Source organism: Candidatus Thiothrix putei (genome assembly GCA_029972225.1).
GTDB lineage: Bacteria > Pseudomonadota > Gammaproteobacteria > Thiotrichales > Thiotrichaceae > Thiothrix > Thiothrix putei.
On the sequence record CP124756.1, the window covers coordinates 3,613,016 to 3,635,720 of the forward strand.

Annotated in this window: 27 protein-coding genes; all 27 read right to left on the bottom strand. The window is 49.5% G+C overall.

Going from position 1 to position 22,705, the window contains the following annotated elements:
• Positions 1–9: 9 nt before the first annotated feature.
• The 27 genes from rplR to rplA all read right to left on the bottom strand — a co-directional run bounded on the left by rplR (position 10) and on the right by rplA (position 22,705).
• Positions 10–363 carry a 50S ribosomal protein L18 gene (gene rplR, locus QJT81_18555; GenBank protein WGZ93766.1) on the bottom strand — a complete coding sequence of 118 codons (354 nt, stop codon included), beginning with the start codon at positions 361–363 and terminating at the stop codon, positions 10–12.
• Positions 364–375: 12 nt separating this feature from the next.
• Positions 376–915, bottom strand: a complete 540-nt coding sequence (rplF, locus tag QJT81_18560; GenBank protein ID WGZ93767.1) for a 50S ribosomal protein L6 — start codon at positions 913–915, stop codon at positions 376–378.
• 14 nt (positions 916–929) lie between these two features.
• The gene (gene rpsH, locus QJT81_18565; GenBank protein WGZ93768.1) at positions 930–1,325 is read right to left on the bottom strand and encodes a 30S ribosomal protein S8; all 396 of its coding nucleotides are present in this window, start codon (positions 1,323–1,325) and stop codon (positions 930–932) included.
• Positions 1,326–1,337: 12 nt separating this feature from the next.
• Positions 1,338–1,643, bottom strand: coding sequence for a 30S ribosomal protein S14 (gene rpsN / locus QJT81_18570; protein ID WGZ93769.1), 306 nt, complete (start codon positions 1,641–1,643; stop codon positions 1,338–1,340).
• 14 nt (positions 1,644–1,657) lie between these two features.
• The gene (gene rplE / locus QJT81_18575; GenBank protein WGZ93770.1) at positions 1,658–2,200 is read right to left on the bottom strand and encodes a 50S ribosomal protein L5; all 543 of its coding nucleotides are present in this window, start codon (positions 2,198–2,200) and stop codon (positions 1,658–1,660) included.
• Positions 2,201–2,208: 8 nt separating this feature from the next.
• Complete coding sequence (rplX, locus tag QJT81_18580; GenBank protein WGZ93771.1) at positions 2,209–2,529, bottom strand: 50S ribosomal protein L24; 321 nt, start codon at positions 2,527–2,529, stop codon at positions 2,209–2,211.
• Between the two features lie 28 nt (positions 2,530–2,557).
• Positions 2,558–2,926 (bottom strand): 50S ribosomal protein L14, encoded by a 369-nt coding sequence (gene rplN, locus QJT81_18585; GenBank protein ID WGZ93772.1) that lies wholly within the window; start codon positions 2,924–2,926, stop codon positions 2,558–2,560.
• Positions 2,927–2,942: 16 nt separating this feature from the next.
• Positions 2,943–3,218, bottom strand: a complete 276-nt coding sequence (rpsQ, locus tag QJT81_18590; GenBank protein WGZ93773.1) for a 30S ribosomal protein S17 — start codon at positions 3,216–3,218, stop codon at positions 2,943–2,945.
• 2 nt (positions 3,219–3,220) lie between these two features.
• The gene (rpmC, locus tag QJT81_18595; protein WGZ93774.1) at positions 3,221–3,418 is read right to left on the bottom strand and encodes a 50S ribosomal protein L29; all 198 of its coding nucleotides are present in this window, start codon (positions 3,416–3,418) and stop codon (positions 3,221–3,223) included.
• On the bottom strand, positions 3,418–3,831 hold the full coding sequence (rplP, locus tag QJT81_18600) for a 50S ribosomal protein L16 (protein ID WGZ93775.1): 414 nt from the start codon (positions 3,829–3,831) through the stop codon (positions 3,418–3,420). Before rplP ends, rpmC begins: the two co-directional genes overlap by 1 nt.
• 12 nt (positions 3,832–3,843) lie before the next feature.
• Positions 3,844–4,548 (bottom strand): 30S ribosomal protein S3, encoded by a 705-nt coding sequence (gene rpsC / locus QJT81_18605; GenBank protein WGZ93776.1) that lies wholly within the window; start codon positions 4,546–4,548, stop codon positions 3,844–3,846.
• Between the two features lie 8 nt (positions 4,549–4,556).
• Positions 4,557–4,889: a 50S ribosomal protein L22 gene (rplV, locus tag QJT81_18610; GenBank protein WGZ93777.1), complete on the bottom strand. Its 333-nt coding sequence runs from the start codon at positions 4,887–4,889 to the stop codon at positions 4,557–4,559.
• A gap of 9 nt (positions 4,890–4,898) precedes the next feature.
• A complete protein-coding gene (gene rpsS, locus QJT81_18615; GenBank protein WGZ93778.1) occupies positions 4,899–5,171 on the bottom strand; it encodes a 30S ribosomal protein S19 in 273 nt (90 codons plus the stop codon).
• 12 nt (positions 5,172–5,183) lie between these two features.
• Complete coding sequence (rplB, locus tag QJT81_18620; GenBank protein ID WGZ93779.1) at positions 5,184–6,011, bottom strand: 50S ribosomal protein L2; 828 nt, start codon at positions 6,009–6,011, stop codon at positions 5,184–5,186.
• A 14-nt stretch (positions 6,012–6,025) separates the two neighbouring features.
• A complete protein-coding gene (gene rplW, locus QJT81_18625) occupies positions 6,026–6,319 on the bottom strand; it encodes a 50S ribosomal protein L23 (GenBank protein ID WGZ93780.1) in 294 nt (97 codons plus the stop codon).
• Positions 6,316–6,918: a 50S ribosomal protein L4 gene (gene rplD, locus QJT81_18630; GenBank protein ID WGZ93781.1), complete on the bottom strand. Its 603-nt coding sequence runs from the start codon at positions 6,916–6,918 to the stop codon at positions 6,316–6,318. Before rplD ends, rplW begins: the two co-directional genes overlap by 4 nt.
• Positions 6,919–6,929: 11 nt before the next feature.
• Positions 6,930–7,562 (bottom strand): 50S ribosomal protein L3, encoded by a 633-nt coding sequence (rplC, locus tag QJT81_18635; protein WGZ93782.1) that lies wholly within the window; start codon positions 7,560–7,562, stop codon positions 6,930–6,932.
• 140 nt (positions 7,563–7,702) lie between these two features.
• Complete coding sequence (gene rpsJ, locus QJT81_18640; protein ID WGZ93783.1) at positions 7,703–8,014, bottom strand: 30S ribosomal protein S10; 312 nt, start codon at positions 8,012–8,014, stop codon at positions 7,703–7,705.
• A gap of 6 nt (positions 8,015–8,020) precedes the next feature.
• Positions 8,021–9,211: an elongation factor Tu gene (tuf, locus tag QJT81_18645; protein ID WGZ93784.1), complete on the bottom strand. Its 1,191-nt coding sequence runs from the start codon at positions 9,209–9,211 to the stop codon at positions 8,021–8,023.
• A 2-nt stretch (positions 9,212–9,213) separates the two neighbouring features.
• Positions 9,214–11,319, bottom strand: coding sequence for an elongation factor G (fusA, locus tag QJT81_18650; protein ID WGZ93785.1), 2,106 nt, complete (start codon positions 11,317–11,319; stop codon positions 9,214–9,216).
• 18 nt (positions 11,320–11,337) lie between these two features.
• Positions 11,338–11,808 carry a 30S ribosomal protein S7 gene (gene rpsG / locus QJT81_18655; protein ID WGZ93786.1) on the bottom strand — a complete coding sequence of 157 codons (471 nt, stop codon included), beginning with the start codon at positions 11,806–11,808 and terminating at the stop codon, positions 11,338–11,340.
• A 19-nt stretch (positions 11,809–11,827) separates the two neighbouring features.
• Entirely contained in the window at positions 11,828–12,202 is a 375-nt protein-coding gene (rpsL, locus tag QJT81_18660; GenBank protein WGZ93787.1) for a 30S ribosomal protein S12, read from the bottom strand.
• A gap of 174 nt (positions 12,203–12,376) precedes the next feature.
• Complete coding sequence (gene rpoC / locus QJT81_18665; GenBank protein WGZ93788.1) at positions 12,377–16,564, bottom strand: DNA-directed RNA polymerase subunit beta'; 4,188 nt, start codon at positions 16,562–16,564, stop codon at positions 12,377–12,379.
• A 15-nt stretch (positions 16,565–16,579) separates the two neighbouring features.
• Positions 16,580–20,665, bottom strand: a complete 4,086-nt coding sequence (gene rpoB / locus QJT81_18670) for a DNA-directed RNA polymerase subunit beta (protein ID WGZ93789.1) — start codon at positions 20,663–20,665, stop codon at positions 16,580–16,582.
• Positions 20,666–20,822: 157 nt separating this feature from the next.
• A complete protein-coding gene (gene rplL / locus QJT81_18675) occupies positions 20,823–21,200 on the bottom strand; it encodes a 50S ribosomal protein L7/L12 (GenBank protein ID WGZ93790.1) in 378 nt (125 codons plus the stop codon).
• A 28-nt stretch (positions 21,201–21,228) separates the two neighbouring features.
• Entirely contained in the window at positions 21,229–21,747 is a 519-nt protein-coding gene (rplJ, locus tag QJT81_18680) for a 50S ribosomal protein L10 (GenBank protein ID WGZ93791.1), read from the bottom strand.
• Between the two features lie 262 nt (positions 21,748–22,009).
• On the bottom strand, positions 22,010–22,705 hold the full coding sequence (rplA, locus tag QJT81_18685) for a 50S ribosomal protein L1 (GenBank protein WGZ93792.1): 696 nt from the start codon (positions 22,703–22,705) through the stop codon (positions 22,010–22,012).

The following is a 22,705-nucleotide window of genomic DNA, read 5'->3' on the forward strand; positions in this document are numbered from 1 at the left end:
GATAAATCCTTAAAATTTCAGACCGGCTTCACGAGCGCTATCTGCCAACGCCTTGATGCGACCATGATATTTAAAACCAGAGCGATCAAAAGCAACCGCGTCAATACCTTTTGCCAATGCACGCTCAGCAACCAACTTGCCTACTGCGATAGCAGCAGCAACATTGCCGGTGTAATCCAGACCTGCTTTCAGATCTTTATCCAGCGTGGAAGCTGAAGCCAGCACTTGAGAACCATCAGAAGTCACCACTTGTGCATAGATATGCAGAGAAGTACGGTGAATACTCAGACGGTTAACACGCAACTCACGCATTTTCATGCGGCTACGCTTACCACGACGGATGCGGGATGTTTTCTTGTCCATCTTTAGTTCACCTTACTTCTTCTTCTTGGTCTCTTTACGCAGAATCACTTCGTCTGAATACTTCACACCTTTGCCTTTGTAAGGCTCTGGTGGACGGTATGCACGAACTTCTGCTGCAACTTGACCAACTTTCTGCTTATCGCTACCACGGATCAGGATTTCTGTCTGACTAGGGGTCTCGACCGTAATGCCTTCTGGCATATCGTGTACCACAGGGTGAGAGAAACCCAAGCTGAGATTCAATTTATTGCCTTGTGCTTGGGCACGATAACCGACCCCAACCAACTGCAATTTTTTCTCAAAGCCTTGGCTAACGCCAATCACCATATTGTTTGCCAATGCACGTGTCGTACCTGCCAACGCCCAACCAGCAGAATCGCTGTCACGCTTAGCTTTAAACTTCAGCACATTGTCTTCTTGTGAAACTTCTACAGCATCATGCACTGCGAAATCAAAAGAGCCTTTGCCGCCTTTGACCTTCAGGCTTTGCCCGCTGATACTGACTTCCACACCCTTGGGTACAGTCAGTGCTTTCTTTGCAATTCTAGACATTTCAAAGCCCGCCTTTATTCAACCGTGCAAATGACTTCGCCGCCTTGACCAGAAGCCTTGGCTGCGCGACCACTCATGACGCCTTTAGATGTGGAAACTATAGCAATACCGTAACCACCCATAACAGTTGGCAACTCATCTGCACCACGGAAAATACGCAACCCAGGACGGCTAATACGCTTAACCTTGGTAATGACTGGCTTACCCTGAAAATATTTCAGCTTAACTGTTGTAACTGGTTTGCCATCTGCGGCATCTGTTACAAACTCAGCAACATAACCTTCACTTTGCAACACCTCTAAAATCGCCGTTTTCTGCTTGGAAGACGGAAATTTAACGCTCGCCTTAGTTGCCATTTGACCGTTGCGGATGCGGGTCAGCATATCGGCGATAGGATCACTCATACTCATTTTGTTTCTCCCTTACCAACTTGCTTTAGTCAAACCAGGCACATCACCACGCATGGCAGCTTCGCGCAATTTATTACGGCACAGGCCAAATTTGCGGTAAACCGCATGTGGACGACCGGTCAGACGGCAACGGGTCATTTGACGAACCGGGCTGCTGTCACGTGGTAACTTTTGCAGCTTTTCAACAGCTTCCATCACAGCTTCATAGGAGCTTTCTGGATTACTGATGATAGCTTTCAGCTCATCACGCTTAGCTGCGAATTTTGCGACAGCAGCAGTACGGCGTGTTTCACGAGCGATCATGGATTTCTTAGCCATGTGATCTTATCCTCTTACTGCTGACGGAAAGGGAATTTGAATGCTTCAAGCAGCGCTTTCCCTTCTTCGTTGTTTTTTGCGGTGGTCGCAATCGTAATGTTCATACCACGCAAGGCATCAATTTTGTCGTACTCGATCTCTGGAAAGATGATCTGTTCTTTGATGCCCATATTGTAGTTGCCACGACCATCAAAGGCACGGGCGTTGAGACCACGAAAGTCACGGATACGCGGGATGGAAATATTGACGAGACGATCAATGAACTCGTACATTTTCTCGCCACGAAGCGTTACCATACAGCCAATCGGCCAGCCGTCACGGATTTTGAAACCCGCAACAGATTTGCGGCTTAATGTCACCACAGGTTTTTGACCTGCGATTTTAGACATATCACCGGTTGCATGTTCAATAATCTTCTTATCACCGACAGCTTCGCCCAAACCCATGTTCAGGCTGACTTTCACCAGCTTCGGCACTTCCATCACATTGTTGTACCCGAACTTGTCCATCAATTCTTTGATGACAGTATCGCGGTAATACTGTTGCAGTCTCGACATTTTACACCTTAAGCGTCTACGCGCTCACCATTGGACTTAAAGACACGGATTTTCTTACCATCGTCCAGGAGCTTGAATCCAACGCGGTCACCCTTGCCAGTGGCAGGATTAACCAGCATCACATTTGAAGTATCCATCGGCATTTCTTTTTCAATAATGCCGCCTTGAACACCTGCATTTGGGTTAGGCTTAACGTGTTTTTTGACACGGTTAATACCTTGAACCAAAACCTTACCTTCGTCTACCAACACCTGCATGATCTTGCCGCGACGGCCTTTATCTTTGCCGGTGATGACAACTACTTCGTCATTGCTGCGAATTTTACGCATTTCGTCACCTACTTCTGTCGTTGCAGTCTTACAGCACTTCAGGTGCCAGAGAAATAATCTTCATGAACTTTTCACCACGCAATTCGCGTGTGACAGGCCCAAAAATACGTGTGCCGATTGGGTCGAGCTTATTATTAAGCAGGACAGCGGCATTATTGTCAAAGCGGATCTTAGAACCGTCATTACGACGCACACCGTGAGCGGTACGGACGATAACAGCGTTATAAACATCGCCTTTCTTAACCTTGCCGCGCGGAATCGCATCTTTAATGCTGACTTTGATGATATCACCAATGCCTGCATAACGACGATGAGAACCGCCCAGAACTTTGATGCACATAACTCGTTTGGCACCACTGTTATCTGCAACTTGCAGAATAGATTGCATCTGGATCATTTATGCTCTCCGTCCCTTATGCTTGGCCTGGGGCGCGTTCAACAACTTTGATCAAGGTCCAATGCTTTGTCTTCGACAAAGGACGGCACTCCTTGAACATTACGGTATCACCTTCACGACATTCATTGTTTTCGTCGTGAACATGGTATTTTTTAGAACGCTTAATGAACTTACCATACATTGGGTGCTTTACTTGACGTTCCATCAGCACCACGATTGACTTGTCCATCTTGTTACTGACTACACGACCCATCAGGCTGCGTTCAACTTTTGCTTCTTCGCTAACAGTCATCGTTATTCACCTGCCACTTGCTTTTGTGCAAGCACTGTCTTGATACGGGCAATCTGACGACGCACACGCTTCACTTCGGAAGGACGTGATAACTGGCCAGCGGCTTTTTGCATACGCAGCTTAAACTGCTCCTTCAGGTTTTCTACCAGCTCAGTTTTAAGCTCAGTAGCTGATTTTTGCTTAAGTTCTGCTGCGTTCATCACATCACCTGACGGGAAACAAATGTAGTCTTAACCGGCAGTTTTGCAGAAGCAAGGCGGAAAGCCTCGCGTGCAATTTCTTCTGCCACACCTTCAATTTCATAGAGAACCTTGCCAGGCTGAACCAGTGCCACCCAGTATTCAACGTTCCCTTTACCTTTACCTTGACGGACTTCCAACGGCTTTTTGCTGATTGGCTTGTCCGGGAACACGCGAATCCAGATTTTACCGCCACGACGTACATAACGGTTGATCGCACGACGTGCCGATTCAATTTGACGTGCCGTCAAGCGACCACGCTCTACCGTTTTCAGTCCGAAATCGCCGAAGCTGACTTTGCTGCCCGCCAATGCCAGACCGCGATTGCGGCCTTTCATCTGTTTGCGGAATTTGGTTCTCTTGGGTTGTAACATCTCAAACCTCTATCACTTCTTCTTTCTGCCTTGACCTTGGTTCTGACCTTGGCTTTGGCTAGATTGCTGTTTCTGTTCCAGGTCGAAGACTTCGCCCTTGTAGATCCAAACTTTCACACCGATGATACCATAGGTGGTGAGAGCTTCCGCAGTTGCATAGTCGATGTCAGCACGCAGTGTATGAAGCGGCACACGACCTTCGCGGAAAAATTCAGTCCGCGCGATTTCTGCACCATTCAAACGACCTGCCACACAAACTTTGATGCCTAACGCACCTAAGCGCATTGCGTTCGCAACAGCACGCTTTGCAGCGCGGCGGAACATAATACGACGCTCAAGCTGGCTAGCAATGCTTTCGGCAACCAATTGGGAATCCAATTCAGGCTTACGAATTTCTTCGATATTTAGCTTCACGTTATTGACGTGTAAGCCCAGCTTTGCAGCCGTTTCTGCACGCAGCTTCTCAATATCCTCGCCTTTCTTACCAATCACCACGCCCGGACGTGCTGTATGAATGGTAATAAACGCAGACTTTGCAGGACGCTCAATTTGAATGCGGCTAACCGAAGCCTCTTTCAGCTTCTTTTTCAAGAATGTGCGCACTTCCAAATCTTTGAACAGGAAGTCGGCATAATCCTTGCCTTCAGCGTACCACTTAGAGCGCCAGTCGGTGGCGATACCAAGACGAATACCGGTTGGATGTACTTTCTGACCCATACTAAACCTTACTTCTCGCCTACAGCGACGGTAATGTGACTGGTGCGCTTCAGGATGCGGTTAGCACGACCTTTAGCACGCGGCATGATACGTTTCATGGTTGGACCTTGATCAACGAATACGCTTTTAATGCACAATTCGTCCACATCGGCACCGTCATTGTGTTCAGCGTTAGCAATCGCAGATTCCAGAACTTTTTTCAGCATCGCCGCACCTTTCTTCGGGCTAAACGCCAGAATATTCAGTGCTTTGTCCACCGGCAGTCCACGAATCTGATCAGCGACCAGTCGGCACTTCTGAGGTGAAATGCGTGCGAAACGCAATTTTGCAGCAACTTCCATTTCGACCTCTTACTTCGACTTTTTGTCGGCAACGTGACCACGGTAAGAACGGGTCAGTGCAAACTCACCCAACTTATGGCCTACCATATTTTCATTAACCAGCACCGGAACATGCTGCTTGCCGTTGTGTACGGCCACAGTCAAGCCGATAAATTCGGGCAGGATCATGGAGCGGCGGGACCATGTTTTGATTGGACGACGATCATTAGCAGCTTTAGCAGTTTCGACCTTCTTCATCAGGTGATGGTCAACGAAAGGACCTTTTTTGAGTGAACGTGGCACTGTGTAATCCTCTTACTTTTTGTTCCGGCGACGGACAATCATATTGTCAGTGCGTTTGTTGCTACGAGTTTTGTAACCCTTGGTTGGAACACCCCAAGGAGTAACAGGGTGACGACCACCAGAGGTACGACCTTCACCACCACCGTGCGGATGGTCTACCGGGTTCATGACCACACCACGGACAGTAGGACGGACACCGCGCCAGCGTTTTGCACCAGCCTTACCCAGCTTAATCAAGCCATGTTCAGAGTTACCGACTTCGCCTACCGTTGCACGGCAGTCTACCGGAACCTTCCGCATTTCACCTGACCGCAGGCGAATGGTGGCATAAGCGCCTTCACGCGCCACCAACTGGGCAGAAGCACCTGCACTACGTGCCAACTGAGACCCCTTACCCACTTTCATTTCAATGCAGTGAATCACGCTACCAACCGGAATATTACGCATCGGCAGGCAGTTACCGGCAGCAATCGGCGCATGGATACCAGAAATGACTTCTGCACCCGCACTCAACCCTTTCGGCGCAATGATATAGCGACGTTCACCATCGGCATACAACAGCAATGCAATATTGGCACTGCGGTTAGGGTCATATTCCAAACGCTCAACACGAGCAGGAATATCATCCTTACGACGTTTGAAGTCGACGATGCGATAGTGTTGGCGATGACCACCACCCACATGACGGGTAGTAATACGGCCTGTATTATTACGTCCACCACTCTTACGCTTGTTTTCCAACAAACTCTTACAAGGCTCACCCTTGTGTAACTCTTTGTTGACAACCTTAACCTGGAAGCGACGCCCTGGGGAGGTTGGTTTTGCCTTAACGACTGCCATGATTCACCCTTGCCTTATTCCGCTGCCGCATCCAGAGAGAAACCTTCGGACAGGCTAACATAAGCCTTTTTCCAGTCATTGCGATGACCGCTACGACGCCCAAAGTTCTTCTGCTTGCCTTTTACGTTGATGGTACGAACCTGATCAACCTTGACTTCAAACAAAGTCTCGACAGCATCCTTGATTTCTTGTTTGGTTGCAGTTTTGGCAACCTTGAACACGTACTGGTTTGCTTTTTCAGAAGCACGGACAGTTTTCTCTGTCACACGCGGCGCAACCAAAACATGATAGAGACGTTCCATACTCATGCCAGCCACTCCTGAATCTTGCTTACTGCACCAGTGGTCACAACAACCTTCTGATGACCAACCAAGCTAACCGGATTCAAACCAGCCACCGTGGCAACTTCACAGTAAGGGATATTGCGTGCCGCCAGCAGCACATTCACATCATCCACATCCGATACCAACAATACGTCGTTCGAGCCGTACTCTTTCAACTTTGCCAGCATCAACTTGGTTTTAGGCTCTTCAATATTGAAAGAGTCAACCACCACAAAACGTTCTTGACGCACCAACTCAGAGAAAATCGCACGCATAGCTGCGCGGTACATTTTCTTGTTCAGCTTTTGCGTAAAGTCACGGGGACGTGCTGCAAAAGACTTACCACCTGTACGCCACAGTGGGCTACGGATGCTGCCTGCACGGGCGCGACCGGTACCCTTTTGCTTAAAAGGCTTAGCACCACCACCGCTGACATCAGAACGGGTCTTTTGCGCTTTAGTACCCGCACGACCCGCCGCCATATAAGCAACAACCGCCTGATGCACCAAACCCTCATTAAATTCACGTGCAAAAACGTCGTCACTTACCGCGACTGAACCACCATTTGCAATCTGTAATTCCATTGCTGCCACCTTTATGCCTTGACCGACAGCTTGACAACCACATCGCCGTTAGTAGCGCCTGGAACAGCACCCTTAACCAACAACAGATTGCGCTCAGCGTCTACACGTACCACTTGCAGATTCTGGGCAGTACGCTGTACAGCACCCATATGACCAGCCATTTTTTTGCCCGGGAATACCCGGCCTGGCGTTTGGTTCTGACCAATGGAACCCGGAACCCGGTGTGACAAAGAGTTACCATGTGTGCGGTCTTGACCAGCAAAATGATGGCGTTTCAGCACACCAGCAAAACCTTTACCTTTGCTCATCCCTGTCACATCAACCATCTGACCCGCCTCAAACATGCTTACCGCAAGCTCAGCACCCAATTCATAACCCGCAGCATCATCAATACGCGACTCACGAACACAAGTACCAGCAGGCACGCCTGCCTTGGCAAAATGACCAGCTTCCGACTTGGAAACGCGGGAAGACTTTTTCTCACCTGTAGATAACTGAATGGCACTATAGCCATCTGTTTCTACCGTCTTGACTTGTGATATACGGTTCGCCGCAATCTCAAGCACAGTGACGGGGGTCGAGCCTCCATCTTCACCGTATATCCGGGTCATACCTACTTTGCGACCCAGCAGACCGATAGCCATTTGCATACCTCTTCGAATTACTCACACCGAGCAACTTTCATTCTATACTTCTAGAAAAACTCGGCTCGAGCTAAGTCGAGCCGTGGAAAGCCGCGCATTATAGCAGAAAATCTTCTGCCGTTAAGTCTTTTTTTTACAAATCAGTTAAGCTTGATTTGTACATCAACGCCCGCAGCCAGATCCAGCTTCATCAGGGCATCAACAGTCTTGTCAGTCGGATCAATAATATCCATAAGACGCTTGTAAGTGCGAATCTCATACTGGTCACGCGCATCCTTATCAACATGAGGCGAAACCAGAATGGTGTAACGCTCTACACGTGTTGGCAAAGGGATTGGCCCTTTCACACGCGCACCAGTACGCTTGGCCGTTTCAACGATTTCAGTCGCAGAACGATCAATCAGACGGTGATCGAATGCTTTCAGGCGAATACGGATTCTTTGATCAGACATAATCTATTACTCAATAATTTTAGCAACAACACCGGCGCCGACAGTACGGCCACCTTCACGGATCGCGAAACGCAGTCCATCTTCCATCGCAATCGGGTTAATCAAGCTAACAACCAGCTTGACATTATCACCCGGCATGACCATTTCCACGCCTTCCGGCAGGTCGCAAGCGCCTGTCACATCGGTAGTGCGGAAGTAGAACTGTGGGCGGTAGCCTTTAAAAAATGGCGTATGACGACCACCCTCATCCTTAGACAGAACATAAACTTCCGCTTCAAATTTGGTATGCGGCTTGATAGAACCTGGCTTACATAGCACCTGACCACGCTCCACATCATCACGCTTAGTGCCACGCAACAACAAGCCAACATTATCACCCGCCATACCTTGATCTAACAGCTTACGGAACATCTCAACACCCGTGACAGTCGTGGTTTGAGTGGCACGAATACCAACAATCTCAATACTCTCACCCACTTTGACCACACCACGCTCAATACGACCAGTGACAACCGTACCACGCCCCGAAATAGAGAAGACATCTTCGACCGGCATCAAGAAAGTACCGTCAACCGCACGAACAGGATCTGGAATAAACGTATCAATTGCCTCGATCAAGCGAGTGATAGATGGCTCGCCGATGTCAGATTGATCACCTTCCAGAGCCATACGCGCAGAACCTTTAACGATCGGCGTATCATCACCAGGAAAATCATAGCTAGACAGCAGTTCGCGCAACTCCATCTCAACCAGTTCCAACAACTCTTCGTCATCGACTAGGTCGCACTTGTTCATGTAAACCACGACATAAGGAACACCCACCTGACGCGACAGCAAGATATGTTCACGTGTCTGAGGCATGGGACCGTCAGCAGCGGAGCAGACCAAAATAGCACCATCCATCTGTGCCGCCCCAGTAATCATATTTTTTACATAGTCAGCATGCCCCGGACAGTCAACGTGCGCATAGTGACGAGTATCGGATTCGTATTCCACATGAGCAGTAGAAATCGTAATACCACGTGCTTTTTCTTCTGGCGCAGCGTCGATTTGATCATAAGCTTTCGCCTCACCGCCGAACTTACGAGCCTGCACAACAGTCAATGCTGCTGTTAGCGTGGTTTTACCATGATCAACGTGACCAATTGTACCTACGTTCACGTGCGTCTTGGTGCGCTCAAATTTACTCTTAGCCATCGTTACTCACCTTTCACTTTCTTTATCACCGCTTGCGTCACAACCGCAGGCGCTTCCGAATACCGTACAAATTCCATGCTATAAGCCGCACGCCCTTGAGTAGCTGAACGCAAGTCAGTGGCGTAACCAAACATTTCACCCAAAGGCACTTCTACACGCACAACCAAACTACCGTTCTCTTCATCCATACCATGGATAACACCACGCCGTCGGTTCAAATCACCGATAACATCACCCATATACTCTTCAGGTGTAGTTACTTCAACTTTCATAACCGGCTCTAACAGAATCGGACTAGCATCCATAACCCCTTGCCGGAGTGCGATAGAACCTGCAATCTTAAATGCCATTTCACTGGAATCGACATCATGATAAGACCCATCAAACAGGGTAACTTTCATATCGACCAGCGGAAAACCCACCAATACGCCGTTACCCATTTGTTCTTGCACCCCCTTGTCGACGGCTGGCACGAATTCTTTCGGCACCACACCACCCACCAAGGCATTTTCAAATTTGTAGCCTTCTGCTTCGCCTAGCGGCTCAAGACGCAGCCAAACATGACCATACTGCCCGCGCCCACCAGACTGACGCACAAATTTACCTTCAACTTCAACCGTTTTGCGGATGGTCTCACGGTAAGCTACTTGCGGCGCACCCACATTGCAGTTGACCTTAAACTCACGCAACATCCGATCGACGATGATTTCCAAGTGCAACTCGCCCATGCCAGCGATAATCGTTTGCCCGGTTTCCTCATCAGTACGCACTCGGAATGACGGGTCTTCCTGTGCGAGCTTACTCAGTGCAATACCCATGCGCTCTTGGTCAGCCTTAGACTTTGGCTCAACCGCGACGGCAATAACCGGCTCAGGAAAATCCATTTTCTCCAAGGTAATGACACGATTCATATCGCACAGCGTATCACCCGTTGTCACATCCTTCAGACCGACAGCAGCCGCAATATCACCAGCACGTACTTCATCAATATCCTCACGCGCATTCGAGTGCATTTGCACCAAACGTCCAATACGCTCGCGCTTACCTTTGACAGGATTGTAGACAACACTTTGTGATGTCAACACGCCAGAATATACCCGGAAAAACGTCAATGTCCCCACAAAGGGGTCAGTCGCAATCTTGAAAGCCAATGCAGCAAACGGCTCGTCATCACTCGCATGACGCTCCGCCTCGGTTTCTGCCTTATCATCCAAGTGTCCCTTGATTGCAGGCACATCCAAGGGTGAAGGCATCAACTCAACAATCTTATCAAGTGCTGCTTGCACGCCCTTATTCTTGAAAGCCGAGCCACAGGTCATCGGGATAATTTCAAGATTAATGGTACGCTTACGCAAACCAGCTATAATCTCTTCAGTGGACAAATCGCCTTCTTCAAGGTACTTATCCATCAAAATATCATCGGCTTCGGCAGCAGCCTCTACCATCTTCTCACGCCATTCCTGACAAGAAGCCACCATATCTGCTGGAATATCAACAGCTTCGTAAGTAACACCCTTGTCAGCATCATTCCACATGATCGCTTTCATGCGAATCAGATCAACGACACCAGCAAAATCTTCTTCTGCTCCGATCGGCAGTTGCAACGGCACCGGATTAGCATTCAGTTTAGCCTTCAACTGCTCGTAAACGCGCAGGAAGTTTGCACCGGAACGATCCATCTTATTGACGAAAGCCATGCGCGGCACATGATACTTATTCGCCTGCCGCCACACCGTTTCCGACTGCGGCTGCACACCACCCACGGCGCACAGCACGAACATCGCACCATCCAACACCCGCAGCGAACGCTCTACTTCAATGGTGAAGTCAACGTGCCCCGGCGTGTCGATAATATTGATGCGATGCAGCGGAAACTGCTTATCCATACCCGACCAAAAACAAGTGGTAGCAGCGGAGGTAATGGTTATACCACGCTCACGCTCCTGCTCCATCCAGTCCATGGTCGCAGCGCCATCATGCACCTCCCCTATCTTATGAGACACACCCGTGTAAAACAGGATGCGCTCGGTAGTAGTAGTCTTACCCGCATCAATGTGTGCCATGATGCCGATATTACGGTACTGCTCAATAGGGGTGCTACGTGCCACTGATGGTCACTCTTATCATTACCAGCGGAAGTGTGCGAAGGCTTTGTTAGCTTCTGCCATGCGATGCACGTCTTCACGCTTCTTCACAGCCGTACCACGCTTTTCAGAAGCATCCATCAACTCACCTGCCAGCTTACGCGCCATGGATTTTTCACCACGCTCGCGAGCCGCATCAATCAACCAACGCATCGCCAGCGCATTTTGACGTGAAGGACGCACTTCAACCGGCACTTGGTAAGTTGCACCACCCACACGGCGTGACTTAACTTCTACCGCAGGACGAACGTTATCCAGTGCATATTCCAGCACTTCAATACCGTCACCGCCCTTCTTAACAGAAATTTCAGTCAGCGCACCGTAAATAATCTTTTCAGCGGCAGACTTTTTACCATCTTGCATGATGGCATTCATGAACTTAGTCAGCAATTGGCTTCCGAACTTAGGATCGGGCAGCACGATGCGTTTGGGGACTTCTCTTCTTCTAGGCATGATTCATATCACCTGTGAATTACTTCTTGGGACGCTTCGCGCCGTATTTGGAACGAGCCTGTTTACGGTTTTTAACGCCCTGTGTATCCAGACTACCGCGAACCGTATGGTAACGGACACCCGGAAGGTCTTTTACACGACCGCCGCGAATCAGTACAACCGAGTGTTCCTGGAGATTATGACCCTCACCACCGATATAGCTGGTGACTTCAAAGCCATTGGTCAGACGCACACGAGCAACCTTACGCATAGCGGAGTTCGGCTTCTTTGGCGTGGTTGTATAAACACGGGTACAAACACCGCGACGTTGTGGACAAGCCTCCAACGCTGGCACCTTACTCTTTTCTACTTTGCTTTGGCGCGGCTTACGCACCAACTGGTTTACTGTTGCCATATCCTGAAATTATCTCCTGGAATCACTAGGAACCTGCCTGGCTTGCCTTGTCCCCATAAAAACAATAGACCGAAGATCGGTCTGTTTGAGGACGCCAGATTTTAGGGATCGGGAAGACTTCTGTCAAGGAAGTTTTCCCGATCAGTCAGTTAAATCGGAAACCTGATCGAATAATCAATCAGAATCCATGTCCAGCGGCTCACCAAAACTGATGGTTTCAGTCGGTGCAGGACGCTCATAAGCAAACTCATTCCGTTGGCTGCGACGATCATCGTGGTAAGCCAGACCCGTACCTGCCGGAATCAGACGTCCAACAATAACGTTTTCTTTCAAACCACGCAGCTCATCACGCGCACCACGTACCGCAGCCTCTGTCAGAACGCGCGTAGTCTCTTGGAAGGACGCCGCAGACACGAAGGAGTCCGTTACCAAGGATGCCTTGGTAATACCCATCAGCAAACGCTCGTAAACGACCTTAAGCTTACCTTCATTGTCAAGGCGCTTATTTTCCTCCACTACACGCCAGTAATCCGTTTGCTCACCACGCAGGAACTTGCTATCACCCGGATCAATCACTTCGACCTTACGCATCATCTGACGCACAATAACTTCGATGTGTTTGTCGTTGATCTTTACGCCTTGCAGACGATAAACATCCTGAATTTCCTTTGCTTGGTATTCTGCCAATGCGGTCGCACCCAGCAAACGCAAGATGTCATGCGGATTCGGCTCACCATCGGCGATAACCTCACCACGATTGAGCTTCTCACCCTCAAACACATCCAGATTACGCCACTTGGGAATCAGCTCTTCGTAATGCTCACCGTCTTCACCGGTGATAATCACGCGCTGCTTACCCTTGGTTTCTTTACCGAAGGAAATCGTACCGGTTTTTTCTGCCAGAATCGCGCCGTCTTTCGGCTTACGTGCTTCAAACAAGTCAGCAACCCGTGGCAAACCACCCGTGATGTCACGCGTCTTGGAAGATGCCTGAGGCAAACGTGCCACAACCTCACCGACCTGTACCGTTGCACCATTCGTGGAGCTGACAATGGCACCAGCAGGCAATGGGTATTGCACCGGAATACGTGTCCCCTCAAAGAACACGCTATCGCCACGCTCATCCAGCAAACGCACTGTCGGACGCAGCTCACGACCCGCCGCAGGGCGATTCTTCGGATCCATCACTTCGATGGAAGACAAGCCTGTCATCTCATCCACTTTGGTTTGGACAGTCACATTATCAATGAAATCACTAAAACTGACCTGACCCGCCACCTCGGAAATGATTGGGTGAGTATGCGGGTCCCACGTTGCCACTTCCTGACCTGCCACGACTTCGCCATACTGCTCAACCGAGAGAATGGCACCGTAGGTCAGTTTGTAGCGTTCCTTATCACGTCCACTGGTATCAACCACGCCAAGTTCGCCAGAGCGAGAAACCACCACCAGCTTGCCATCTTTGTTACGCACAGTTTTGACATTAAGTAGGTGAACTTGACCGCCTGACTTCACCGAAATACTGTTTTCTGCTGCCGACCGGCTTGCAGCTCCCCCAATATGGAAGGTACGCATGGTCAACTGAGTACCCGGCTCACCGATGGATTGCGCCGCAATAACCCCGACGGCCTCGCCTTTGCTAACCAAGTGACCACGAGCCAAATCACGTCCATAACAATGCTTGCAAACACCGTAACGGGTTTCACAAGTAATTGCAGAACGCACCACGATTTCATCAACCGCCAGCGCATCAATTTGCTTGACCCACGCCTCATCAAGGAATGTGCCTGCGGGAATCAATACCTCGTCACCACGGGTAACATCTTGCGCAACCACACGACCCAACACGCGCTCAGCCAATGCTTCAACAACGTCACCACCCTCAATGATCGGACGCATTTTGATACCTTGCGTCGTACCACAATCATCAATGGTAACGACCATATCTTGCGCCACGTCAACCAGACGACGCGTCAAGTAACCGGAGTTCGCCGTTTTCAGAGCGGTATCCGCCAAACCTTTCCGCGCACCATGCGTCGAAATAAAGTACTGGAGGACGTTCAAACCTTCACGGAAGTTAGAAGTAATCGGTGTTTCAATGATTGAACCATCCGGTTTCGCCATCAAGCCCCGCATCCCTGCCAACTGACGAATCTGTGCCGCAGAACCCCGCGCCCCAGAATCCGCCATCATGTAGATGGAGTTAAAGGATTCTTGATAAACTAAATTGCCTTCCGCATCAATAACTTCCTGCTTACCAATTTTTTCCATCATCGCTTTCGCGACTTTTTCATTGGTACTCGCCCAGATATCAACAACCTTGTTGTAGCGCTCGCCTTGGGTCACCAAACCGCTAGAAAACTGCTTTTGGATTTCCAAAACAGCCTCTTCGGCTTCTGCCAACAAACCGGCTTTCTTTTCCGGGATCATCATGTCATCCGCGCAGAACGATACACCCGCACGAGTTGCATAACGGTAGCCGGTATACATCAATTGGTCAGCAAACACGACCGCCGCTTTCAAGCCAACACGACGGTAAGCTTCGTTGATCAATTTGGAAATCGCTTTTTTCTTCAGAACCGTATTAAACAGTTCAAACGGCAGACCTTCCGGCATGATCGTAGTCAATAAGGCACGACCAACTGTGGTATCCAACACGCGGGTGCGCTTGATGAATTCACCGTCTTCGTCTTTGATGCTATCGGTAATCCGTACTTTGACTTTAGCGTGCAATGACACATTGCCAGTATCGTAAGCACGCTGTACTTCCTGCGGGTCAGCAAAGATCATGCCTTCGCCTTTTGCGTTGATCGCATCACGGGTCATATAATACAGACCCAATACGATGTCTTGTGACGGCACGATAATCGGCTCACCGTTCGCCGGTGACAGAACGTTGTTAGTCGCCATCATCAGGGTACGCGCTTCCAACTGCGCTTCCAGTGACAAGGGTACGTGTACTGCCATCTGGTCACCGTCGAAGTCCGCGTTGAACGCAGAACATACCAATGGATGCAACTGAATCGCTTTACCTTCGATCAGGGTCGGCTCGAACGCCTGAATCCCCAGACGGTGCAGGGTAGGTGCACGGTTCAGCATGACCGGATGTTCGCGGATCACCTCAGCGAGGATGTCCCACACCTCAGCCGTTTCACGCTCTACCAACTTCTTCGCTGCCTTGATGGTGGTCGCCAAACCACGGCGCTGCAACTTACCGAAAATAAACGGCTTGAACAGTTCCAGCGCCATTTTCTTCGGCAGACCGCATTGATGCAAACGCAACGCAGGTCCGACCACGATAACCGAACGACCGGAATAGTCGACCCGCTTACCCAACAAGTTCTGACGGAAACGACCTTGTTTACCCTTGATCATGTCTGACAAAGATTTCAGCGGACGCTTGTTAGAACCTGTAATCGCACGACCACGACGACCGTTATCCAACAGTGCATCCACCGACTCTTGCAACATACGCTTTTCGTTGCGCACGATAATATCCGGCGCATTCAACTCTAGCAAACGCTTCAAGCGGTTGTTGCGGTTGATGACACGACGGTACAAATCGTTCAAGTCGGACGTGGCAAAACGACCACCATCCAACGGCACTAAAGGACGTAAATCAGGCGGCAGCACGGGCAGCACGGTCATAATCATCCACTCAGGCTTATTGCCAGAGTTGATGAAAGATTCCATCAGTTTCAGACGCTTACCCAAACGCTTTAGTTTGGTTTCAGAACCCGTCTCAGCGATTTCTTCACGCATCCGCGCGACCTCTTCTTTGAGATCGGTGGAGCGCAGCAGTTCCAAAACGGCTTCTGCACCCATGCTAGCTTCAAACTCGTCGCCGAATTCTTCAACTGCTTCCAAATACGCTTCATCACTCAGCAATTGACCACGCTCTAGCGTCGTCATACCCGGTTCAGTGACTACGAAAGTCTCGAAATAGAGGATACGCTCAATGTCACGCAGCGTCATATCCAGCAACAAACCGATGCGGGATGGCAGAGATTTCAAAAACCAGATGTGCGCAACCGGGCTTGCCAAATCAATATGACCCATGCGGTCACGGCGTACTTTAGTCTGGGTAACTTCTACGCCACACTTTTCGCACACCACACCACGGTGCTTCAAACGCTTGTATTTACCACACAAGCATTCGTAGTCTTTCACCGGGCCAAAAATTTTGGCGCAGAACAAACCGTCACGTTCCGGCTTGAAAGTGCGGTAATTGATGGTTTCGGGCTTTTTGACTTCGCCAAAAGACCATGAACGGATAATCTCAGGCGAAGCCAAACCAACCTTGATTGCATCAAAGTCCTGGGTTTCCTGCTCTTTCTTGTGGAAATTCAATAAATCTTTCATCACCAAAATCCTGTGTTAATCCCGTTCCAGTTCGATATTCAGCCCCAGTGAGCGGATTTCCTTCATCAGTACATTGAAGGACTCAGGCATACTGGCTTCCATGAAGTGGTCGCCGTCCACAATGTTTTTATACATTTTGTTACGGCCGTTCACGTCATCTGACTTGACCGTAAGCATTTCTTGCAAGGTGTAGGCTGCACCGTAAGCTTCCAGTGCCCAGACCTCCATCTCCCCGAAACGCTGACCACCGAATTGCGCTTTACCACCCAACGGTTGCTGGGTAACAAGGCTGTAGGGGCCGGTGGAGCGGGCGTGCATCTTGTCGTCAACCAAGTGGTTCAGTTTGAGCATGTGCATGTAACCAACGGTTACTTTACGCTCAAACATATCGCCGGTACGACCGTCACACAACTGGGTTTGACCGCTTTCAGGCAAGTCAGCCAAGCGCAACATAGCTTTAATTTCAGCTTCGTCAGCACCGTCAAAGACCTGTGTTGCCATCGGCACACCTTTACGCAGGTTGTTCGCCAGCGTCACAACCTCATCATCACTCAGTTCTGCAATGACTTCATCCTGATTCGGGTTGCCGCCGGTTGCGTACACTTCACTGATGAATTGACGCAGCTCATCCACTTTCGCCTTAGTGTCGATCATGCGGGCAATTTTCTCACCTAAACCTTTTGCCGCCCAACCTAAGTGCGTTTCCAAAACCTGACCAACGTTCATACGGGATGGAACGCCCAACGGGTTCAGTACGATGTCAACGGTCTGACCATTGGCGAGGTAGGGCATGTCTTCAACTGGTACAATGCGAGAAACCACACCTTTGTTACCGTGACGCCCCGCCATTTTGTCACCTGGTTGCATCCGACGCTTAACCGCGATGTACACCTTAACCATTTTCAACACGCCTGGTGCAAGGTCATCGCCAGCCATGAGCTTGTCACGTTGCTTGTGCAAACGGGTTTCGTAGTGCTTTTTCTTCTCGTCGATCTGATGAGACAGTGACTCGAGTTGAATATTCACCTCCTCGTCCTGCATACGGATGGCGAACCAATCCTTTTTCTCCAGATTATCCAGATAAGATTCAGTAACGACTGTGCCAGAAGTCAGGCGATTAGGCCCACCCAATGCTTCTTTACCAACCACCAACTTGGCAAAACGGTCGAAAATATCAGCCTCGTAAATACGCAGTTCGTCACGTAAGTCTTTGCGGACTTTCTTCAGATCTTCTTCCTGAATCGCCAGAGCACGTGCATCACGCTCTACACCATCACGGGTAAAGACACGCACATCGATAACCGTACCCGCCATACCAGTTGGTACACGCAATGAGGTATCTTTTACGTCAGATGCTTTTTCACCGAAGATCGCACGTAGCAATTTTTCTTCAGGAGTCAACTGACTTTCACCCTTCGGCGTAACCTTACCAACCAGAATATCACCCGGCTTGACTTCCGCACCGACATGAATAATGCCGCATTCATCCAGCTTCGCCAGCAAGCTTTCGCTCACGTTCGGAATATCCGCCGTGATTTCTTCTGGTCCCAGCTTGGTATCACGCGCCAAACAAGACATTTCTTCGATATGGATAGACGTATAACGGTCTTCGTCAACCACACGCTCAGACAGCAAAATCGAGTCTTCGTAGTTGTAACCATTCCAGGGCATGAAGGCGATGAACATATTTTGCCCTAACGCCAATTCACCCAAGTCAGTGGAGGAGCCATCCGCCAACACGTCACCACGCGCCACTACATCACCAACCCTGACAATCGGACGTTGGTTAATACAAGTGTTCTGGTTGGAGCGAGTGTATTTAATCAGGCTATAGATGTCGACACCGCCGCGTGCTTCGTCCGCTTCGTCATCATTAACACGTACAACCACACGCCCTGCATCCACGGAATCAATAATACCGCCACGACGAGCCGATACTGCCGAGCCGGAATCTTGCGCAACCGCACGTTCCATCCCCGTACCAGACAAAGGCTTATCCGCACGCAAGCAAGGCACAGCCTGACGTTGCATGTTGGAACCCATCAAGGCGCGGTTCGCGTCATCGTGTTCCAAGAACGGGATTAGGGAAGCAGCCACCGAAACAATCTGCTTTGGTGATACGTCCATGTACTGAACTTCGCTCGCTTGCTTCAAGGTAAATTCATTACGATGACGGCAAGAAACGAACTCGTCAGACAAACGACCTTCCTCATCCAATTCCGCACTCGCCTGTGCAATAACGTAGTTGGACTCTTCAATCGCTGACAAATAATCAATCTGCATGGTCGGTTTGCTGTCGATTACCTTGCGATACGGTGTTTCGAGGAAACCATAATCATTGGTACGTGCGTACACCGCCAACGAGTTGATCAAACCGATATTTGGTCCTTCCGGCGTTTCGATTGGACACACACGACCGTAATGGGTTGGATGAACGTCACGCACTTCAAAGCCTGCACGTTCACGGGTCAAACCACCTGGCCCCAATGCCGAAATACGGCGCTTGTGGGTAACTTCAGAGAGTGGATTGTTCTGATCCATGAATTGCGACAACTGACTAGAACCGAAGAATTCTTTGATCGCAGCAGAAACCGGCTTGGAATTCAGCAGCTCTTGTGGCATCAGACCTTCGCTTTCCGCCATCGTCAAGCGTTCTTTAACCGCACGTTCGACACGCACCAGACCTACACGGAAGGCATTTTCAGCCATCTCACCGACGCTACGCACCCTGCGATTACCGAGGTGGTCAATATCATCCACATCATCGCGCCCATCACGAATGTCGATCAGCTTTTTCAGTACATCCAGAATATCATTCTGATCCAGTACACCAGAACCAGTCGCCTCTTCACGTCCCAAACGACGGTTGAACTTCATCCGACCAACGCCGGACAAGTCATAACGGTCATCCACGAAGAAAAGATTGTTGAACAGATTTTCTGCCGCTTCTTTTGTCGGTGGCTCACCGGGGCGCATCATACGATAAATTTCGATCTGCGCTTCCAACTGACTGGTGCTTGGGTCAATTTTCAACGTATTGGAGACAAATGGGCCACGATCCAAGTCGTTGGTATAAAGGATATTGAATGCCTTGATATCATTGTCACGTAACTTTTCCAGCAACGCATCCGTAATTTCATCGTTAGCAGATGCCAGTAATTCCCCCGTAGAGGAATCAATGATGTTGTGCGCCAGAATCTTGCCATTCATATACTCGCTAGGCACAACCAACTTGTTCAGGCCAGATTTTTCCAATTGACGGATATGCTTGGCAGTAATACGACGACCCGTCTCCACCAAAACTTGTCCATCCAACATAATGTCGAACGACGCCAACTCACCACGCAAACGTTCTGGAACCAGCTCCATTTCGACGGAGCTGTCGCTCAAATGCACGGCGGTTTTATCAAAGAAAACATCCAGGATGTCTTCGTTCTGCATACCTAACGCACGCAGTAAGATAGTCGCAGGCAATTTGCGGCGACGGTCAATACGCACAAAAATGGAATCTTTAGGGTCAAACTCGAAGTCTAACCAAGAGCCACGGTAAGGAATGACACGTGCACTGTGCAACAACTTACCAGCGGAATTGGATTTGCCCTTGTCATGCTCAAAGAACACGCCGGGTGAACGGTGCAACTGAGAAACGATAACACGCTCAGTACCGTTAATAATAAATGTGCCTTTATCCGTCATCAGCGGCAATTCGCCGAGATAAACGTCCTGCTCTTTAATGGCCTTAACCACTTTGGCGTCCGCAGGCGCGTCCTTATCATAGATAACCAGACGCAATTTTACGCGCAAGGACGAAGCAAACGTCAACCCACGCAACTGGCATTCCTGCACATCAAACACAGGCTCAGCCAAACGATAATCTACATATTCCAGCGCAACATAATTGTTGTAGCTGATAATCGGGAACACCGAAGAAAAAGCCGCGTGCAAACCAACATCTCGGCGCTCTACGACTGGTTTCTCCAGTTGCAGGAAGTGTCGATAGGAGTCTAACTGAATGGTAAGCAGGTCAGGCACTTCCAGTATCTGCGGCCGTTTCCCAAAGTCTTTGCGGATCCGTTTCTTTTCGGTATAACTCAGTCCCATCGTCTTTCCTCTCTGGAATCAGAACCCCGGCTCACAACAACACTGCCGGATTTTTTCACCCGCTCTAATAAGCGAGAAAAGGCCGACAGTACTTGTGCACTGCCAGCCTACAAGGTATGTAAGAACTAATTGCTACGCAACACGCTCTCTCTCAATCTTACTTGAGTTCGACAGTCGCGCCTGCGTCTTCCAATTCTTTCTTCAACTTAGCTGCATCGTCCTTGCTTGCGCCTTCTTTCACGACGGAAGGAACGCCTTCAACCATGTCTTTCGCTTCTTTCAAGCCCAGACCGGTTGCGCCACGGACTACTTTGATAACGTTGATTTTGTTAGCACCGAAGCTAGTCATTACAACGTTGAATTCAGTTTGTTCTTCAACTACCGCAGCCGCTTCGCCGCCAGCAGCAGGACCAGCAGCAACAGCAACAGCCGCTGTTACGCCGAATTTCTCTTCGATCGCTGAAATCAGGTCAACGATTTCAGTCACAGTCATGTTGGCAAACGTTTCCAACATATCTTCTTTAGTACAAGCCATTTTGTTTCTCCAAAACCTAAATCAGTAATCAATCTAAGCTAATGCCAGCGGCTTCAGCTTTTTGGTCACGCAATGCAGCAAGAGTGCGAGCGAATTTATCCAACGGTGCACGCAGGACAGCAGCCAAGGTGGCCAGTGCCTGATCGCGAGTTGGCAATTTCGCCAGACGATCCAATTCAGCAGCAGGAAGCATTTTGCCGTCGATAGCAACAAACTTTACTTCCATCTTGTCATTGGCTTTGTCTTTCTTGAAGTCTTTAATCAAGCGTGCCGCTGAGCCTGGGTCTTCCTGAGAAAACGCCAATACCAACGGGCCAACCAAACCGTCTTGGATACACTCGAAAGCAGTACCTTTAACAGCGATTCGCGCCAGATTATTCTTCACAACACGCAGGTACACCCCATTCTTACGTGCGTTTTGACGCAACGTAGTGAGTTGAGCTACGGTCAATCCACGGTACTCAGCAGCTACCGCAGAATAAGCACTTGCAGCAACTGCGGCCACTTCAGAGACAATCTCTTTTTTCTCTTGCAGTGTTAATGCCACGTTATCTACTCCTGGTTTGGCGGATAATCCACCATTTATCGATCACTTACCGGAATCCCGGTTTGCGAAGGAAACAGCGTCCCAAACCATCTTACTGACTCGGGGAACGCCATCTGCGCAGGTTCTCTACATTAGATGCAGAACCATTAAGCTTCCGAAAAAGCACCTACGGTCTCTGACGACATACGTCCTGTATATCTTTTTGCCTTGCGGCTGCTTCCATCCTTGGAAACGGAGAATGGGGCGATAACGCCCCAATCCATTAGTAAGACAGTGATGAATTATCGACTGTCAAACCAGTACCCATGGTGGTGGATACAGAAACTTTCTTCAGGTAAACACCCTTGGAAGTGGATGGCTTCATTTTCACCAAATCCGCCACCAAGGCATTGATATTGCCGACCAGCTTGTCAGTATCAAAATCAACATTACCAACGGAGCAATGGATGATACCTGCCTTGTCAGTACGGTAACGAACTTGACCCGCTTTAGCATTGCGAACCGCACCAGCAACATCAGGGGTTACGGTGCCAACTTTAGGATTGGGCATCAAACCACGCGGACCGAGGATTTGACCCAACTGACCGACCACACGCATCGCGTCTGGGCTGGCAATAACCACGTCAAAATCCATCTTGCCCGCTTTGATTTCAGCCGCAAGATCGTCAAAACCCACGATATCTGCACCAGCAGCCATCGCTGCCTCAGCATTTGCACCTTGTGCAAATACTGCAACGCGAACTGTTTTGCCGTTGCCGTTTGGCAGTACCGTAGAGCCACGCACAACTTGGTCAGATTTACGCGGGTCAACACCCAAGTTAACACTGACATCAACACTTTCTAAAAACTTCGCACGTGGCAGCGATTTCAGGGTATCAAGCGCATCAGCTATAACATAAGACTTGGCGCGGTCGATTTTTTCTGCGATTGCTTTTTGGCGTTTGGTTAGTTTTGCCAT

Coding starts and splice junctions, on each gene's coding strand:
- rpsG (WGZ93786.1), bottom strand. CDS start 11,808: ATGCCTAGAAGAAGAGAAGTCCCCAAACGCATCGTGCTGCCCGATCCT.
- rplF (WGZ93767.1), bottom strand. CDS start 915: ATGTCTAGAATTGCAAAGAAAGCACTGACTGTACCCAAGGGTGTGGAA.
- rplB (WGZ93779.1), bottom strand. CDS start 6,011: ATGGCAGTCGTTAAGGCAAAACCAACCTCCCCAGGGCGTCGCTTCCAG.
- rpsL (WGZ93787.1), bottom strand. CDS start 12,202: ATGGCAACAGTAAACCAGTTGGTGCGTAAGCCGCGCCAAAGCAAAGTA.
- rplW (WGZ93780.1), bottom strand. CDS start 6,319: ATGAGTATGGAACGTCTCTATCATGTTTTGGTTGCGCCGCGTGTGACA.
- rplV (WGZ93777.1), bottom strand. CDS start 4,889: ATGGAAGTTGCTGCAAAATTGCGTTTCGCACGCATTTCACCTCAGAAG.
- rplE (WGZ93770.1), bottom strand. CDS start 2,200: ATGTCGAGACTGCAACAGTATTACCGCGATACTGTCATCAAAGAATTG.
- rplX (WGZ93771.1), bottom strand. CDS start 2,529: ATGCGTAAAATTCGCAGCAATGACGAAGTAGTTGTCATCACCGGCAAA.
- rpoB (WGZ93789.1), bottom strand. CDS start 20,665: ATGGGACTGAGTTATACCGAAAAGAAACGGATCCGCAAAGACTTTGGG.
- tuf (WGZ93784.1), bottom strand. CDS start 9,211: ATGGCTAAGAGTAAATTTGAGCGCACCAAGACGCACGTGAACGTAGGT.
- rpsJ (WGZ93783.1), bottom strand. CDS start 8,014: ATGTCTGATCAAAGAATCCGTATTCGCCTGAAAGCATTCGATCACCGT.
- rplN (WGZ93772.1), bottom strand. CDS start 2,926: ATGATCCAGATGCAATCTATTCTGCAAGTTGCAGATAACAGTGGTGCC.
- rplC (WGZ93782.1), bottom strand. CDS start 7,562: ATGGCTATCGGTCTGCTGGGTCGCAAAGTAGGTATGACCCGGATATAC.
- rpsN (WGZ93769.1), bottom strand. CDS start 1,643: ATGGCTAAGAAATCCATGATCGCTCGTGAAACACGCCGTACTGCTGCT.
- rpsH (WGZ93768.1), bottom strand. CDS start 1,325: ATGAGTATGAGTGATCCTATCGCCGATATGCTGACCCGCATCCGCAAC.
- rpsQ (WGZ93773.1), bottom strand. CDS start 3,218: ATGACTGTTAGCGAAGAAGCAAAAGTTGAACGCAGCCTGATGGGTCGT.
- rplR (WGZ93766.1), bottom strand. CDS start 363: ATGGACAAGAAAACATCCCGCATCCGTCGTGGTAAGCGTAGCCGCATG.
- rpsC (WGZ93776.1), bottom strand. CDS start 4,548: ATGGGTCAGAAAGTACATCCAACCGGTATTCGTCTTGGTATCGCCACC.
- rplD (WGZ93781.1), bottom strand. CDS start 6,918: ATGGAATTACAGATTGCAAATGGTGGTTCAGTCGCGGTAAGTGACGAC.
- rplP (WGZ93775.1), bottom strand. CDS start 3,831: ATGTTACAACCCAAGAGAACCAAATTCCGCAAACAGATGAAAGGCCGC.
- rplL (WGZ93790.1), bottom strand. CDS start 21,200: ATGGCTTGTACTAAAGAAGATATGTTGGAAACGTTTGCCAACATGACT.
- rpmC (WGZ93774.1), bottom strand. CDS start 3,418: ATGAACGCAGCAGAACTTAAGCAAAAATCAGCTACTGAGCTTAAAACT.
- rplA (WGZ93792.1), bottom strand. CDS start 22,705: ATGGCAAAACTAACCAAACGCCAAAAAGCAATCGCAGAAAAAATCGAC.
- rpoC (WGZ93788.1), bottom strand. CDS start 16,564: ATGAAAGATTTATTGAATTTCCACAAGAAAGAGCAGGAAACCCAGGAC.